This is a genomic window from Aquimarina callyspongiae (assembly GCF_034322225.1).
GTDB lineage: Bacteria > Bacteroidota > Bacteroidia > Flavobacteriales > Flavobacteriaceae > Aquimarina.
Genome location: NZ_JAXLPA010000003.1, coordinates 879,287 through 894,935 on the forward strand (window position 1 = coordinate 879,287; position 15,649 = coordinate 894,935).

14 protein-coding genes are annotated in these 15,649 nt (G+C 33.9%); 4 read left to right on the forward strand and 10 right to left on the reverse strand.

Annotation, left to right across the window (positions count from 1 at the left end):
• Positions 1 to 24: 24 nt before the first annotated feature.
• From U0D62_RS16075 to hemA, 6 genes are all read right to left on the reverse strand, one after another.
• Positions 25 to 813: an EI24 domain-containing protein gene (locus tag U0D62_RS16075; protein WP_322288327.1), complete on the reverse strand. Its 789-nt coding sequence runs from the start codon at positions 811 to 813 to the stop codon at positions 25 to 27.
• A gap of 107 nt (positions 814 to 920) precedes the next feature.
• Positions 921 to 1,403, reverse strand: coding sequence for a DUF6973 domain-containing protein (locus tag U0D62_RS16080; protein ID WP_322288328.1), 483 nt, complete (start codon positions 1,401 to 1,403; stop codon positions 921 to 923).
• Positions 1,404 to 1,405: 2 nt separating this feature from the next.
• On the reverse strand, positions 1,406 to 2,431 hold the full coding sequence (gene hemE / locus U0D62_RS16085) for a uroporphyrinogen decarboxylase (protein ID WP_322288329.1): 1,026 nt from the start codon (positions 2,429 to 2,431) through the stop codon (positions 1,406 to 1,408).
• Positions 2,432 to 2,523: 92 nt separating this feature from the next.
• On the reverse strand, positions 2,524 to 3,171 hold the full coding sequence (locus U0D62_RS16090; protein WP_322288330.1) for a uroporphyrinogen-III synthase: 648 nt from the start codon (positions 3,169 to 3,171) through the stop codon (positions 2,524 to 2,526).
• A 32-nt stretch (positions 3,172 to 3,203) separates the two neighbouring features.
• Positions 3,204 to 4,115, reverse strand: coding sequence for a hydroxymethylbilane synthase (gene hemC / locus U0D62_RS16095; RefSeq protein WP_322288331.1), 912 nt, complete (start codon positions 4,113 to 4,115; stop codon positions 3,204 to 3,206).
• A gap of 4 nt (positions 4,116 to 4,119) precedes the next feature.
• Entirely contained in the window at positions 4,120 to 5,370 is a 1,251-nt protein-coding gene (hemA, locus tag U0D62_RS16100) for a glutamyl-tRNA reductase (RefSeq protein ID WP_322288332.1), read from the reverse strand.
• Positions 5,371 to 5,569: 199 nt separating this feature from the next.
• Between hemA and U0D62_RS16105 the strand changes: the two genes are divergently transcribed.
• Positions 5,570 to 6,460 carry an AraC family transcriptional regulator gene (locus U0D62_RS16105; protein ID WP_322288333.1) on the forward strand — a complete coding sequence of 297 codons (891 nt, stop codon included), beginning with the start codon at positions 5,570 to 5,572 and terminating at the stop codon, positions 6,458 to 6,460.
• Between the two features lie 7 nt (positions 6,461 to 6,467).
• Here the strand turns inward: U0D62_RS16105 and U0D62_RS16110 are convergent, their stop codons facing one another.
• Positions 6,468 to 6,647 carry a hypothetical protein gene (locus U0D62_RS16110; protein ID WP_322288334.1) on the reverse strand — a complete coding sequence of 60 codons (180 nt, stop codon included), beginning with the start codon at positions 6,645 to 6,647 and terminating at the stop codon, positions 6,468 to 6,470.
• A 221-nt stretch (positions 6,648 to 6,868) separates the two neighbouring features.
• On the opposite strand from U0D62_RS16110, the gene hemH reads away from it, so the two are divergent.
• Complete coding sequence (hemH, locus tag U0D62_RS16115) at positions 6,869 to 7,906, forward strand: ferrochelatase (protein ID WP_322288335.1); 1,038 nt, start codon at positions 6,869 to 6,871, stop codon at positions 7,904 to 7,906.
• Complete coding sequence (locus tag U0D62_RS16120; RefSeq protein WP_322288336.1) at positions 7,906 to 9,297, forward strand: MATE family efflux transporter; 1,392 nt, start codon at positions 7,906 to 7,908, stop codon at positions 9,295 to 9,297. The genes hemH and U0D62_RS16120 overlap by 1 nt, the downstream gene beginning before the upstream one ends.
• 23 nt (positions 9,298 to 9,320) lie before the next feature.
• On the opposite strand, the gene U0D62_RS16125 is transcribed toward U0D62_RS16120, so the two are convergent.
• The 3 genes from U0D62_RS16125 to U0D62_RS16135 all read right to left on the reverse strand — a co-directional run bounded on the left by U0D62_RS16125 (position 9,321) and on the right by U0D62_RS16135 (position 12,039).
• Entirely contained in the window at positions 9,321 to 9,743 is a 423-nt protein-coding gene (locus U0D62_RS16125) for a nuclear transport factor 2 family protein (protein WP_322288337.1), read from the reverse strand.
• A gap of 21 nt (positions 9,744 to 9,764) precedes the next feature.
• Positions 9,765 to 10,937 carry a PQQ-dependent sugar dehydrogenase gene (locus tag U0D62_RS16130; protein ID WP_322288338.1) on the reverse strand — a complete coding sequence of 391 codons (1,173 nt, stop codon included), beginning with the start codon at positions 10,935 to 10,937 and terminating at the stop codon, positions 9,765 to 9,767.
• Between the two features lie 88 nt (positions 10,938 to 11,025).
• Entirely contained in the window at positions 11,026 to 12,039 is a 1,014-nt protein-coding gene (locus U0D62_RS16135) for a helix-turn-helix domain-containing protein (RefSeq protein ID WP_322288339.1), read from the reverse strand.
• A 318-nt stretch (positions 12,040 to 12,357) separates the two neighbouring features.
• On the opposite strand from U0D62_RS16135, the gene U0D62_RS16140 reads away from it, so the two are divergent.
• Entirely contained in the window at positions 12,358 to 15,468 is a 3,111-nt protein-coding gene (locus tag U0D62_RS16140) for a VPS10 domain-containing protein (RefSeq protein WP_322288340.1), read from the forward strand.
• The last annotated feature ends 181 nt before the right edge of the window (positions 15,469 to 15,649 follow it).

A 15,649-nucleotide genomic window follows, 5' to 3' on the forward strand; every position in this document is an offset into this window, starting at 1 on the left:
TGGTTTTAAATCACTTTTCAAAAATTATTCTTCTATTTGTTCCGGAGCTTCTGAAGGTATTTTATTTGCTATTAACTTATTCTTGTCTAGTATTTTTACCGTTTCTGTAGAAGCAGCAACTACAGATATCGGTAAGGTAATAATAAAGCCAACTATCGGAATAAAAAGCATCAACATAAATACTAAACCATTACCAATCGCTGTGCCTCTGTTTTTTCTTACAAACTGTATGCTTTCTTTATAAGTAAAATGACGTTCCATAGTATAATCCATATTACCAAAACCAACATAATAGGCTTGTATGACAAAAATCAATATCGTAGCGACAATACCTATTACTGGAATAAAACTGAGTATTAGCAGAGGAATCATAAATAACAGCTCTCTAAAAAGGTTTCTAACGTTAATACGAATACCTCTTGATAATTGTTGCGAAAAAGAAGTGTTTCTATGCGTATGATTTGTTTCTCCAAGGATATGAGCTTCTACCTTTTCAGAAACGGGACTCATAAATGGCGCAGATAATGCCATAACAATATGCTTATATAATACTAATCCTAAAACAAGTATTAGAAAACCTCCCAAATAAGTACTTATTGTAGAGAAAGTTTCAGAACCCCATTCCCATATCCAAGCTTTTGCTATAAACCTACCTAAATTATCAGAAAAGAAATATGCCAGGGCAACAAAAAGCAATCCGGTAAGCATACTTATCAAAATAGGAATAGAGAAATATTTCCATAGTCCGAGTTTTGAGATCAGTTTAAATGTTCCAAAATAAGCTTTGACCCCATTAATGATATTTTTAAACATGTGTTGAAATTTTAGTCACCTATAAGTTCGTTATTCCTGATTTTTGTTACAGTCTTTATAGATTTATAGACAATAAGAATTTAGTGAATAATCTCTTTTAAATCTATTCAAGAAAGATACACCAATTCATTTTTATTTTCAATCTCCTTAAGCATCATAATCTTTTCTGCTTTTTCTGTCTTTGCAGATAAAAAAGCGATAATTTCTTCTTCTGAACTACTCTTAAGCTCTTCAAAGTACTCTCTGCCCTTTCTATTATTATGTAAATCCATTGCTTCTTCCAAAGGCTTATTGGGAGCAAGTTTTTCATGTAAATCAGTAATCTTTTTTGCCCATTTCACCGATTTTAATTCACTCTTAGTACTAGAATAAGTATTTTGACAAATCAAAATATTCCATAGTGCATGTCTAAAAGCGTTTTCTTTTCCGTTACCATGGTGAATTGTTCCGTACAATGTATTACAGATAGCCATGGTACTTTTTGTAGCTTTTAATGTAGGATTAATCAATAACGGTTTCTGAAGTGCTACACTCGCCAATCTAAACAATTGTGGTATACTTAACCTTTTTAAGGTACTCCAAATCCTCATTTTTAGATTTTGTATTCTTTTACTGCATCAACAAATGCTCTTGCATTTTCTACAGGAATATTAGGTAAAATACCATGCCCTAAGTTTGCTATATATTGGTCTTTCCCAAATTCATCAATCATCTGTTTTACCATTTTCTTGATTTCTGCAGGTGGAGATAATAATCTTGAAGGATCAAAATTTCCTTGTAAAGTAATATTTCCTCCAGAAAGATATCTAGCATTTCTAGCAGAACAAGTCCAATCAACTCCTAATGCAGAAGCTCCGGATTTTGCCATGTCTTGCAGAGCAAACCAACACCCTTTTCCAAAAACAATAACCTCTGTCTCTTCTTTAAGTGCATCAACAATTTGTTGAATATATTTCCAAGAAAATTCCTGATAATCAACAGGCGAAAGCATACCTCCCCAACTATCAAATACCTGAACAGCATTTACTCCTGTAGCTACTTTAGCTTTTAAGTAAGCAATAGTAGTATCCGTAATTTTTTGTAATAACTGATGTGCCGCTTCTGGCTGTGCAAAGCAGAGTTCTTTTGCTTTATCAAAGTTTTTGGATCCTTGCCCTTGTACAGCATAGCAAAGGATTGTCCACGGTGATCCAGCAAAACCAATTAATGGAACACGATTATCCAAACGTTCTTTGGTTAATTTAATAGCATCCATAACGTAACCCAATTCTTCGTGTACATCAGGAACAATAACTTGCTCTACATCTTTCAAGGATCGTATTGGGTTGGGAAGCCAAGGACCAATACCATCTTTCATCTCTACTTCAATATTCATTGCCTGCGGAATCACCAAAATATCACTAAACAAAATAGCCGCATCTGGACCAATAATATCTATGGGCTGTACTGTAATTTCTGAAGCTAATTCTGGTGTTCTACAACGTGTAAAGAAATCATATTTTTCTTTTAACGCTCTAAACTCTGGTAAATATCTACCTGCCTGACGCATCATCCATACTGGTGGACGTTCTACAGTTTCTCCTTTTAAAGCTCTTAAAAATAGGTCGTTTTTTATCATATTTCTATATATCTCTATTTCAAGAGATGCTATTAATTTTTTATCATATTTTATCCAGAATATTCAAGCTTTAACATATTTGCGATATCCTGCTATTTATTAAAATGTTTTACCGCTTGCACTATTACATTTTCTACCGTAGGTTTATTTGCAATAATTATGCGATCAGTATATTTTTGAGCTTCAGAAGCAGTTGTGTTTCCGATACAAAAAACTACATTTTCTCCAATTTTATTTTCAGAAAAATAACTCTGAACTCCTGAAGGACTGAAAAACAAAATTCCATCAAAAGTACGATCAATCTTTTTTGAGTTTATATGTGTCTTATATACTATTTGCTCCTTAAGATCAACATTATTTTGCTTGAGAAGATCTGGCAATTCATCTCTTCTTAGATCTCCACAAAAAAACACAAAAGATTCATTTTTATACTTTTTTAGTATAATTTTTGCTAAATCTGATGCATTTTGAGCATTTTCTATGACTTTTTCGCCATTTTCTTCTAAAAGTCTTTTGGTATTTTGACCAACGCAAAAACAATTTGAAATGTTAATTCCATAATCACTAATCGCTTTAACAGCATTCTTGCTAGTGAAAATTGCATTTTGGACAACATTCTCTATTTCAACCTTCAATATTTCAATTTCGATTGCACTATATTCTACCAAACCAATACCAGAATTAAGTAAAAGTTCTTTTTGAGATAATGTAAGTTTTTTAGTAGACAAAAGTGTTTTCATATCTATATCGAAGAAGAAATTAAAGTACTTTTCTAATTTAAACTCCTTTTTATCTTCTCCATCAATGCTCTTCCTCCATTATTTAATATTTCTTGTGCACATTGTTTCCCAAAATCTTTTGTCATATCAGCTTTAATAGTTTTTGTGACTTCGATTTTTTGAGAACCATCTAAAGCAAATAAAACTCCCGAAAAATGAACCTTATCCTTCTTAATTTCTGCTAATGCCCCAATAGGTGCTGTACAACCTCCTTCTAATTCTCTTAAAAATTCTCTTTCGATATGTACACACATCTCAGAAGGAACATGGTTTAATTGTGATAATGCTTTTCTACAGAATTCATCTTCCTCTTTTGCTACTACCAACATAGCTCCTTGCGCTGGCGCGGGTATCATCCAATCAAGATCTATATAATTCTCCGGTTTTAAATCTATACGCTCTAAACCGGCAGCAGCAAAAATTGCCCCATTCCAATCATTATCTTTTAACTTTTGCATACGTGTATTTACATTACCTCGTAAATCTTCTACGTTATGATCAGGGAATTTATGTAACCATTGCGCTTTACGCCTTAGACTTCCTGTGGCAATGATTCCTTTATCGTCTAAAAAGTCTAATCCTTTATGGACAAGTATGTCCTGCACATTTGCTCTTGGTAAAACGGCAGCTTCTACGATACCCTTTGGCAAAGCGGTAGGTACATCTTTCATAGAATGCACTGCAATATCGATATCGTCATTTAACATTGCTATATCCAATGTTTTAGTAAAAATTCCAGTGATTCCTAATTCATACAAGGGTTTATCTAAGATAATATCTCCAGTTGATTTTACAGGAATTAGTTTTGTTTTATATCCTAAATCTTCCAGGAGGTTTTGTACTGTATTAGCTTGCCAAAGTGCGAGTTCACTATCCCTGGTGCCTATACGAATTGTTTTACTCAAGGTTTTATTTATTTTGTAATTGGAAAACTTTCTGTATCAACTCAATACTTTCGTCTGCAGAAACATTCTCATCTTTTAGATGATTTGCAAAGTGATTGGTGATTTTTTGAATAATACGATCACTAATGATATCTGCCTGTTCTTCGTTAAAATCCGATATCTTTTTTCGTTGAAGTCCTATTTCGGTTTCCTTAAGTGTCGTTAATTTATTTTTTAGAGCTTTAATTGTCGGAGCAAACTTTCTGGTTTCAAGCCAACTTTCAAACTCTGATTGTATTTCTCTTATAATTGCCTCTGCATGCGGAATATGTTCTTTTCTGCGTTGCAAGGTTTTGTCTGTCATCTTAGATAAATCATCCAGATGTACTAATGTCACATTTGGCAATTCTGTAACATCAAGTGATACATTACGCGGGATGGACAAATCCAGAATCAATAAAGGCTTATCAGAATGGATTAGCTGTTTAGAAATTGTAGGTTTTTGAGCTCCGGTTGCCACAATAAGAACATCCGAGTTTTTTATTTCTGACTGAATATTAGCATAATCTTTTACAACAAGATTAAACTTACCAGCTATTTTCTCTGCTTTGACCTTTGTCCTATTAATCAAAACAATATGGTCATTCTTGGTATGCTTTACTAGATTTTCACATGTGTTTCTTCCTATTTTACCTGTGCCGAAAAGCAAAAGGTTTTTATCAGAAACATAAGGAACTCTAGCCAGGATATATTGTACTGCTGCAAAACTTACTGAAGTAGCACCCGATGAAATTTCAGTTTCATTCTTAATGCGTTTACTTGCCTGAATTACTGCATTTACTAATCGCTCTAAAAACGGGTTAGTAATATCAACTTTTTTTGATGCTTTAAAACTCTTTTTTAATTGACTTATAATCTCAAAGTCTCCCAAAATCTGACTATCCAATCCGGTTCCTACTCTAAAAAGATGTGCAACCGCCTTATTGTTTTTATGCACATAGGCAACCTTCTCAAACTCCTCAACAGTTCCTTGAGTATGCTCACAAAGTAGTTTGATTAATTGAAAAGGATGTTGAGCAAAACCGTGTAGCTCAGTTCGATTACAAGTAGAAGTAACTAATAATGCTTCAATACCTTCTTCTTTAGCTTGTTTCAAAATAGCATGTTTTGCTTCGTCAGTAACACTAAAGTGTCCTCTGATCTCTGCATCAGCTTTTTTGTAGCTAAGTCCAATGGTATAAAAATTTGTTCCCTTCGCTCGTAGGTGAGGCTCCATTTAATAAATTCTAAATTTCAGTGACAAAAATATCTTTACTTACCTTTAAAAAATAACGCCAGAAGAATTTTTAATGTCGAAAAAAGAAGTTTAAGGGTTCAATTATGTAAAAACAGGTAAAAACACCTATTTTTGTAGTGGTTCAAAAGATTTGTTTTTAAACAATTTAGATTTATTCTAAATAATAACATTATAGCTTATGGAAATTGAATTAAAAAATAACGCTCCAGGGATATTGGAAGAAACCAGAATAGAAGAAGGTTTTTACGTTCTTAAATTCCAAAATGAAACAAATGAAAGTCAAGGTGTTATAAGAGATATTGATAGCAGTTATATTCAATTTCACTTTTGTATCAAAGGTGCTATAAAGTTTAATTTTAACAATGGGAGTTACGCTCTTAATCTCACTGAAGAGAATTCTTTACTCTTATACAATCCACAACGTGATTTACCAATGAACCTGGAAATGGAAAAAGATTCATGGTTGATTACACTCCTAATTTCTATTAAAAAGTTTCATCAATTATTCTCTAAAGAAGCTGATTATATTCCTTTCTTAGGAGAAGGTAATCGTGATAAAAAATATTATACTGATGGCAGTATATCTCCATCTATGGCAGTTGTATTAAATCAGATTATGAATTATGGTTTACATCAATCAATTAAGATATTATATTTTAAAGGAAAAGCTTATGAATTATTAAGCCTATACTTTAATCGCCCGGAAGATGCAGATATAGAGCAATGTCCTTTTTTAGTAGATGAAGAAAATGTTTTGAAGATAAAAACTGCCAAGGAGATAATCATTAATCGTATGGCCGAACCTCCTACTTTGCAGGAATTATCTAATGAAATAGGGTTACCGCTTAAAAAACTTAAAGACGGTTTTAAGCAAATCTACGGAGAACCCGTGTATGCCTTTTTGTTTGATTATAAAATGGAAGTAGCCAGACAACTTCTTGCGTCTGGAACCCATAATGTGAACGAAGTAGGTTTAAAAATAGGATATAGCACAGCTAGCCATTTTATTGCAGCTTTTAAAAAGAAGTTTGGAACTACTCCAAAAAAATATGTGATGGGTCTCAATTAAAGGCAACCTAGTCGAACCTCTCCACTCTGGGGATTCCGACACCTTTTTGCAAAGATACTATCGAGTCATACATACCTCGATCTTCATCAGAAGTATCAGCCAATACTGACACAAAATCGAATTGTTCTAATAGTTCCAGGACAAAAGGTAGTTTGTCTTTTTCGACATCTACAATTATACGTTTCATTTATATGCTTTTTTGATCATTATAAAAATACTAAAATAAAACAACTCAACTTTCAGTTTGTCAGAATTTAACGTAATTATAAGTTATGTTTGAGCGTTCTGGATTTTGTAATTTTAGAAAGCTAATATTTATTACAATACCAGTATCAAAAAGTCCTATCGTTTTTAGTATTCAAGCTCATCCTAGATTTGTATTTTTGCGAAACACGAAAAAGAAAAAGTATGAGCAAAGGAGTACTCCTTGTTAATTTAGGATCACCTGATAGTACAGATCCAAAGGACGTAAAGAAATATCTAGGCGAATTTTTGATGGATCCTCGTGTAATCGATGTTCCTCTTTGGGCAAGAACTTTATTAGTTAAAGGTATTATTCTAAACACTCGCCCTAAAAAGTCGGCTGAAGCTTATAAAAAAATATGGTGGGAAGAAGGTTCTCCTCTAATTGTACTTTCTGAACGATTGCAGAAGAAAGTTGCAGATCGAACCACTGTCCCTATAGGACTAGCCATGCGTTATGGTTCTATGAACATTAAAAAAGGACTTCAAGAGCTACACGACCAGGGAGTTGATGATGTTATGATTATTCCGTTATATCCGCAATTTGCAATGGCAACTACAGAAACTATTCTTGTATTGGCAGAAGAATTACGCAAAGAGCATTTCCCTAATATGAAAATTTCAGATGTCCCTGCTTTCTATAAAAACGCTGAATATATCGAAGTTCTTTCTAACAGTATCGCAGAATATCTAGAAGGTGTTGAATACGAACATCTTTTATTTAGCTATCACGGTGTTCCTGAGAGACACATCAGAAAAAGTGATATTAGCAATGGAAATTGTAAAATGGATGGAAAGTGTTGCTTTAAAAAAGGATCAAAACAACACGAGTTTTGCTATCGTCATCAATGTGAGATGACAACAGTGCAAGTAGCCAAAAAATTAAAACTTAAAAATGGAACTTATTCTACTTCTTTCCAATCTCGATTAGGATTTGATCCATGGTTACAACCTTATACTGATCGTACCATAGAACGTATGGGTAAAGAAGGTACTAAAAAAATGGCCATCGTGACTCCTGCTTTCGTTTCGGATTGTCTGGAAACACTTGAAGAAATCGCTATGGAAGGTGAAGAAATATTTCATGAAGTTGGTGGAAAGGAGTTTACAACAGTTCCTTGTCTTAATGATCGAGATGATTGGGCTGATGTATTGGCCAATTGGGTAAACGAATGGAGCACCCATAAATCTTCTGTGATATAATGGCAAAAGTTTCGTCTGAAGCCTTAGGAATTGAACCTATAGGAAAATTACTCATCAAACAGGCAGCACCTGCATCTATTGGGATACTGGTGATGTCACTCAATATCCTTATCGATTCAATTTTTGTAGGAAACTGGATTGGTTCTATTGCCATCGCGGCGATCAATGTGGTTCTTCCTGTTTCTTTTTTTATTGCTGCTTTAGGTATGGCCATTGGCATAGGAGGATCCAGCATCATTTCTCGCGCTTTAGGAGCTGGAAACAAAGAAAAGGCTTTACACACTTTTGGAAATCAAATTGTACTTACCCTAATATTTACCGTTTCACTAGCTATTATCGGGCTATTATTTGCAGATGATATTATCCCAAAGTTTGGTGGTAAGGGAGATATTTTTGATCCGGCAAAAATATATTACACTATTGTCTTATACGGAGTTCCTATTCTAGGTTTTGCGATGATGGGTAACACTGTAATACGTGCAGAAGGTAAACCAAAATTTGCGATGATCGCAATGATCATACCTACGGTTAGTAATTTGGTTATGGATTATGTATTTATTAATCTACTGGATTTTGGAATGCACGGAGCTGCTTGGGCGACTACAGGATCCTATCTGGCTTGTTTTCTTTATATTTTTTGGTTTTTCTCTTCAAAAAACTCAGAGCTAAAACTAAAATTCAAACATTTAGGTTTACAAAAAAACATTGTTACAGAAATATCATCGTTAGGAGGAGTTACTCTGGCCAGACAAGCTGTAGTTAGTATCACCTATTTATTAATGAATAATATCTTATTCGATTTAGGACAAGAAGGGTTAGTAGCTGTTTATGCCATTATTGGCAGAATGTTAATGTTTGCTTTATTTCCGGTTTTTGGAGTTACTCAAGGCTTCTTACCTATCGCTGGTTTTAATTATGGAGCAAAACACTATAAACGAGTAAGGGAAACTATAAATACTGCTATTAAGTATGCAGCAATCGTTGCAACATTAGTATTTGTTGGATTAATGATTTTTCCATCAGAAATTACAGCCTTATTCTTAAGTGATAATCCAAATTTATCGCCTAAAGAATTAGCCCTAAATCAATATGTACTTACTCATACTGCAGAACCGATGCGTTGGGTTTTTGCAGCAACTCCTATCATTGCCTTACAATTAATAGGAGCTGCTTATTTTCAGGCCATAGGAAAAGCTATCCCAGCTTTATTACTTACGCTATCTAGACAAGGATTCTTTTTTATTCCTTTGATCTTGATTCTACCAAAGTTTTATGGTGAATTAGGAGTATGGATTTCGTTTCCAATCGCTGATGTATTGGCAACTATTGTAACTGGGTATTTCCTGAATCGGGAAATACGTACTACATTGATTCCTTCAAAAACCAATTAAGCTACATAATACCATAATTCATTTTAGTTTCTTATCGTTGCTGCTTTGCTGATTACTTTCCATTGACCTTTAATTTTTTTCAGAAGGAAAATATCTATATACTTTACCTTCTTACTTTCAATTAAAATCTCAGCTTTTGCAGTAGCAATATTACCTTCTATATCCATTGAAATGATGTTTCCAGTTCTTCCATTAAAAACTCCCTTTTCTCTTTTGACAAATAAATTTGCATATTCTTCAGGAGAAACAACCCATATTTCTTTCTCTTTATGAGATAAGAATAAATCAGCTTCTTCATAAAAAGCTTCTTTGATCATTTCGGGATTACTATAAGAAGTACCTTTTAAATATTTCTGTATGGTAATACGTATCTTTTCTTCTTCAGATTGTGCGGTAATTACATTTATTGTTGTTAAAAACAATACTATCCATAAACAGGTTTTCATTTTCATTCGTTTTTTAATTAATTATTCTTTTATCTGTGTATTCTTATTTTTTATTCTCAAAATTTTGCCATCATCCTCATCTGTTAACATATAGAGTTTTCCAAGAGGGCTTTGTGCAATTTTTCTGGACCTCACCCTATCATCTATAAACAATTCTTCTGCACTCTTGATAACCTCTCCCTCTACTTGAAATCTCCATAAGCTTCCTCGGCTAAGACCAGGAACCAATAAATCATTTTTCCATTGCGCGAATTCGTCTCCCGTATAAAACATAAGCCCTGTTGGTGCTACCGTATGTTGCCAATACCAAACCGGATCTGTAAATGTTCTTTCTTCAAGCTTAGGCGGAAAATAATCTCGACTCCTGTATTTTCCTGTAGTAACAATTGGCCAACCATAATTTGCCCCTGCTTTTAAAATATTGATTTCATCACCTTGACGGGTTCCGTGTTCACTAAACCAAATACTACCTGTGTTTGGTTGCACAGCTATTCCTTGAGCCGCTCTGATTCCTATTGCATAAATTCCAGGAACTGCATCCGTTCCAAAATCTGGATTATCCTCAGGAATACTCCCATCCGAGTTAATACGATAAATTTTTCCTCTTTTGTCTTTTACATCCTGCGCAATAGGTAATGCCGGTTCATCGACTTCTTTAAACAAACGTTCTCCAATGGTGATATATAACTTCTTATCAGGACCAAAAGTCATTCCTCCTCCATAATGAAAATATTCTCTGGTAAAAGGAGAAGCTTCCAAAATTGTGGTAATCTCTTGCAAAGAATCGTTTTTAAGTTTTGCTCTAATTACTTTGGTAGTACTTCCTTTTCCTGTTTTTTTTGCAGCATAAGAAACATATAGAAAATTATTGTTTTGAAAATCTGGATCTGTTACAACTTCATAAATCCCTGAATTATCCCCACGCCAAACTACCCTAATACTGTCTGTAAGATCCCTGGGAAACCCTTTAATCACTTTTTTCTTTTTTGAAAGTAGATTTACTTTGATTAAATCACCATCTTTTTCTGAGACGATAACTTCTTCTTCAGATAAAAAAGCCAAACTCCAAGGGTGTTTAAGACTGTCAACAACCACCTCTTTTATTGGAGATATTTTTTGAGAAATTCGAATAGATTGATCAACTTTATTACAACTTATAGTTATCAGAAGTAATAAAAACAGAAGTTTTTTCATGGGTTCATGGTTTTGATGATTTCGAGTCGCAAAATCATAAAGATCTCATCAAATTCCTTTAAAAAACATGATCTTTAAAACGAAAAAACTAAGCAACCTTGAATTGCTTTCTGTATTGAGAAGGTGTTTGTTGGGTTTCGGCTTTAAAGGCTAAATTAAATGAAGTAACATTTCCAAAACCACTGTCATAAGCTATTGTAGCAATTTTTTCTTGAAAATATTCTGGATCTACCAATAGAAGTTTTGCTTTTTCTACTCTGTAATGATTTACAAATTCAGAAAAATTCTTTCCTTCGTTTTCATTAATCACTTGAGATAATTCTCTCGGAGAAATTGACAGTTTTTCTGCTACTATCACTAAAGAAATATTCTGATCCAAATAAGTATTATCATCTTCAAATATCTCTTTGATTTGTTTTAGTATTTTTTTTGAAGCTGTCTTATCAAGTGCAGAATTACTATATTTTTCTAAAGCAAAAACGTGCCTTCTTAACAACAAGTATGAAAAGCCATATACCAACAGAGAATACAAAATAGCTCCTCCTATATAAAATGGAATAAAGCCAATAAAATTACTCAAGTAAAAAAAGCATATTAAACTAGCTCCTATTACTATTGCACGATACCATTTTAATAGTCTTACGTTTGCTTCTTTTCTTATTTTTAAAATATAAAGCCAAGATAAAATAACATATGTAGCTAAATGACATAATACCAGAGTGTAGCTCAAATATGATTCAATATTCCTGGCATTAGGAATCCATTTACTTAAGAGCGCAAACAATCCAAACGGAATCAGATGAAGATAATTTAATTTTGAAAATGTATGTACCTTTTGCAAGAGCACTCTCCCATAAAACCATAAGAAAGGTCCGGATAATAGGATTCCAGAAATACCCAAATTGCGATAAAATGGATCTAATATCATATAATTATTAAAAACCGATTTACCGATCCTGATTGTTAAGCCAAGTAGTACAAAGGCCAAAAACCTATTAGCTCTTTGATTTCCTTTTTTTAAAGTAAAAAGGTAGAAACATAAAAAGAGTGCTTGAGCCAATCCCAAACAACTTAATACCAATATAAATCCTTGCTGCAACATTTTTCAAAAATAGTAATACCAATTCTTATATGAAATTACCGTAGGTTAAATTGAAATATTTTTGATTTAGACAAAAAAGAAAATTCTGGGCTAGCAACGCTATCGATGTATTTTATTTTGAAGTATAGAGTAAAAAGATATGATCTTAGCAGGTAATTTCATTTGAGAAATGGTATAAGGTTCATACATACATCAAGGTTAAAATTACGTGAAAATCTTTTGGAATAATTTTTAATTCCTGACTTTAGTATCCCATCAAATCTACTTTTGTTCTAATTATCTCTTATATATCTTGGTTTTAACTAAAACTCAACTAACATGAATTCACAATTCACCAAAGTAATTTTCATCATCTTTTTTGTCTTTGGAAGTCTTTTTACCTCACAATCACAAACCTATAATTCAGAACTTTATGATGCCCTAGAGTATCGCCTAATTGGTCCTTTTAGAGGCGGTCGAAGTGCCGCTGTTACTGGGGTACCAGGAAAACCTAATTTATTCTACTTTGGAGCAACCGGTGGTGGTATCTGGAAAACTACTGATGGCGGAAGAACCTGGGAGAATATTTCTGATGGTTTCTTTGGTGGTTCTATTGGTGCTATTGCTGTTTCCAAAAGCGATCCTAATGTTATATATGTTGGTGGAGGAGAAAAAACACTTCGTGGTAATGTTTCTTCAGGGTATGGAGTTTGGAAAAGTGTGGATGCAGGAAAAACCTGGACAGAATCTGGACTTCCTAAAAGCAGGCATATTCCTAGAATAGCAATTCATCCTACAAATCCAGATATAGTTTATGCCGGAGTTTTAGGAAACATCTATAAGCCTACCCAAGATCGTGGAGTGTATAAAAGCACAGATGGAGGAAAAACCTGGGGCAAAGTCTTATTTGCTAATCAAGATGCTGGTGCTGTTGATCTGATTATGGATCCTAATAATCCGCGAATTCTATATGCCTCTACCTGGAATGCCAGAAGAACTCCTTACAGTTTAAGCTCAGGAGGAGATGGTTCTGCTTTATGGAAAAGTACAGATAGTGGAAAAAATTGGAAGGAAATCTCAAAAAATAAAGGTTTTGCCAAAGATACACTAGGTATTATCGGAGTAACCGTTTCTCCGGTGGATAGTGAACGTGTGTGGGCAATTGTAGAAAACAAAGAAAAAGGTGGAGTGTATCGTAGTGATGATGGCGGAGAAACCTGGAATCAGCTCAATAGTGATCGAAGCCTTAGACAAAGAGCCTGGTATTATTCCAGGATTTATGCCGATCCCAAAGACAAAGATGTTGTATATGTGGTAAATGTATCGTATCACAAAAGTAAGGATGGAGGTAAGAACTTTAGTAGTTATAGAGCACCTCACGGAGATCATCATGATCTTTGGATATCCCCTGAAAATCCTAAACGTATGATTATAGGAGATGATGGTGGAGCACAAATCACCTATGATGGTGGCAAAACCTGGAGTACGTATCATAATCAACCTACCTCACAGTTTTATAGAGTAACAACAGACAATAGTTTTCCATATAGGATCTATGTCGCACAACAGGATAATTCTACTATAAGAATCAATCACAGAAGTACAGGGTTTTCTATTTCTGAAAATGATTGGGAAAGAACTGCTGGTGGAGAATCTGCGCATATAGCTGTAGATCCAAAAAATAATGATATTGTTTATGGTGGTAGTTATGATGGATTTCTAACGAGAGTTAATCACAAAACTGAAACCGTTAGATCAATTAGCGTATGGCCTGATAATCCAATGGGGCACGGAGCAGAAGACATGAAATATCGTTTCCAATGGAATTTTCCTATACTGTTTTCCAAACACAATCCTAATCGATTGTATACATTCTCAAATCATGTACACGTAACCGAAAATGAAGGACAAAGTTGGGAAGTAATTAGTCCTGATCTTACAAGAAATGATCCGGAAAAACTAAAATCTTCTGGCGGTCCTATTACCCAGGATAACACATCAGTAGAATATTACTGTACAATTTTTGCTGCCGCAGAAAGCCCTCTTAAAGAAGGGTTACTATGGGTAGGAAGCGATGATGGGTTAGTACATATAAGCCAAGATGGAGGAAAATCATGGAATAATGCTACACCTAAAGGCATGCCAGAATGGATGATGATCAATAGTATTGAACCCAGTGCTTTTGATGAAGGCACCTGTTATATTGCGGGAACACGATATAAATCCGGAGATTTTGCGCCATATCTATACAAAACCACTGATTACGGTAAATCGTGGACCAAAATCACTAACGGGATACAACCGGAACATTTTACTCGAGTACTTAGAGAAGATCCTAAACGTAAAGGGTTACTTTATGCCGGAACAGAAACCGGGATGTATATATCATTTAACAATGGAACCAATTGGCAACCTTTTCAGTTAAATCTTCCAATCGTTCCTATTACCGATTTAACTATTAAAGAAAACAATCTTATTGTTGCAACTCAGGGAAGAAGCCTATGGATCATTGATGATCTCACTCTTTTACATCAACTTAACACCACATTAAAAAGTAAAGATCACATTTTATTCAAACCAAAACAAACGTATCGAATGGCAGGTGGAAGTCGTAAAGGGTCCAAAACCGAAGGAACGAATCATCCATCTGGAGTAGTAACTTATTTCTACCTCAAGAATTATGATGCAAAGAAAGACACCATTTCATTGACTTATTTTAACTCAAAAAATGACACTATTAAATCTTTCAGTAATAAAGCAAAAGAGGAAAAAGATAAATTAAAAGATCTTAAAAAAGGGGGTAATCAATTTAACTGGAATATGAGAGGCGATGGTGCCGAACGATTAAAAGGAATGATATTATGGTGGGCAAATCTTAACGGCCCAAAAGCAGTTCCTGGAAATTATAAGGTAAGCCTTAATGTAAATGGATCAGAAGTTTCTCAACCCATTACTATTATTGCTGACCCAAGAGCCGAATCTACTCCTCAGCAAATGCAAGCACAGTTTGATTTTATCACTAGTGTAAATGAAACTGTAGACAGGGCACATAAATCCATTAAAAAGATCCGAAAGATCAATACACAGCTTAAAGCATTTGCAAAACAATACAAAGACAACACTGCTACAGAAGAACTCGTTAAAAAAGCAAAAGACTTACAAAAGCAATTTGGTGAAATTGAAAAAGCATTATACCAAACTAAAAACAGAAGCGGGCAAGATCCTCTTAATTTTCCGATTAAATTGACTAATAAATTAGGACACCTAAATTCATTAGTTGGTATGGGTGATTTTGGTCCAACTGCACAAGATATTGCTGTAAAAAATGAACTGACCCAAAAAATAAATAAGCAATTAAATGCTTTTGACAAACTCATTTCAGAAGAAATCAAAAGTTTTAATACTCAATTTAATACATTACAATTAAACTACTTGTCTATTAAAGAATAAGAATTACCAAACTAAAATATCAGATATTTATCTAATATGGAAAAAAAGAAGAAAGCCATTGTATACTAATTACAAAGGCTTTCTTGTCTTTATGACATTCTGTTAATCAAAATAAAGAGTTGTCCAGATCAAGCATTTTAAGCAGGTTCGCAAAAGTGCAGTAGTAAATCATTTCAGATTT

What these genes read in the sequence shown, in the direction of transcription:
- U0D62_RS16075 (WP_322288327.1), bottom strand. Translation starts at nt 813, where the DNA reads ATGTTTAAAAATATCATTAATGGGGTCAAAGCTTATTTTGGAACATTT.
- U0D62_RS16080 (WP_322288328.1), bottom strand. Translation starts at nt 1,403, where the DNA reads ATGAGGATTTGGAGTACCTTAAAAAGGTTAAGTATACCACAATTGTTT.
- hemE (WP_322288329.1), bottom strand. Translation starts at nt 2,431, where the DNA reads ATGATAAAAAACGACCTATTTTTAAGAGCTTTAAAAGGAGAAACTGTA.
- U0D62_RS16090 (WP_322288330.1), bottom strand. Translation starts at nt 3,171, where the DNA reads ATGAAAACACTTTTGTCTACTAAAAAACTTACATTATCTCAAAAAGAA.
- hemA (WP_322288332.1), bottom strand. Translation starts at nt 5,370, where the DNA reads ATGGAGCCTCACCTACGAGCGAAGGGAACAAATTTTTATACCATTGGA.
- U0D62_RS16105 (WP_322288333.1), top strand. Translation starts at nt 5,570, where the DNA reads ATGGAAATTGAATTAAAAAATAACGCTCCAGGGATATTGGAAGAAACC.
- U0D62_RS16110 (WP_322288334.1), bottom strand. Translation starts at nt 6,647, where the DNA reads ATGAAACGTATAATTGTAGATGTCGAAAAAGACAAACTACCTTTTGTC.
- hemH (WP_322288335.1), top strand. Translation starts at nt 6,869, where the DNA reads ATGAGCAAAGGAGTACTCCTTGTTAATTTAGGATCACCTGATAGTACA.
- U0D62_RS16120 (WP_322288336.1), top strand. Translation starts at nt 7,906, where the DNA reads ATGGCAAAAGTTTCGTCTGAAGCCTTAGGAATTGAACCTATAGGAAAA.
- U0D62_RS16125 (WP_322288337.1), bottom strand. Translation starts at nt 9,743, where the DNA reads ATGAAAACCTGTTTATGGATAGTATTGTTTTTAACAACAATAAATGTA.
- U0D62_RS16130 (WP_322288338.1), bottom strand. Translation starts at nt 10,937, where the DNA reads ATGAAAAAACTTCTGTTTTTATTACTTCTGATAACTATAAGTTGTAAT.
- U0D62_RS16135 (WP_322288339.1), bottom strand. Translation starts at nt 12,039, where the DNA reads ATGTTGCAGCAAGGATTTATATTGGTATTAAGTTGTTTGGGATTGGCT.
- U0D62_RS16140 (WP_322288340.1), top strand. Translation starts at nt 12,358, where the DNA reads ATGAATTCACAATTCACCAAAGTAATTTTCATCATCTTTTTTGTCTTT.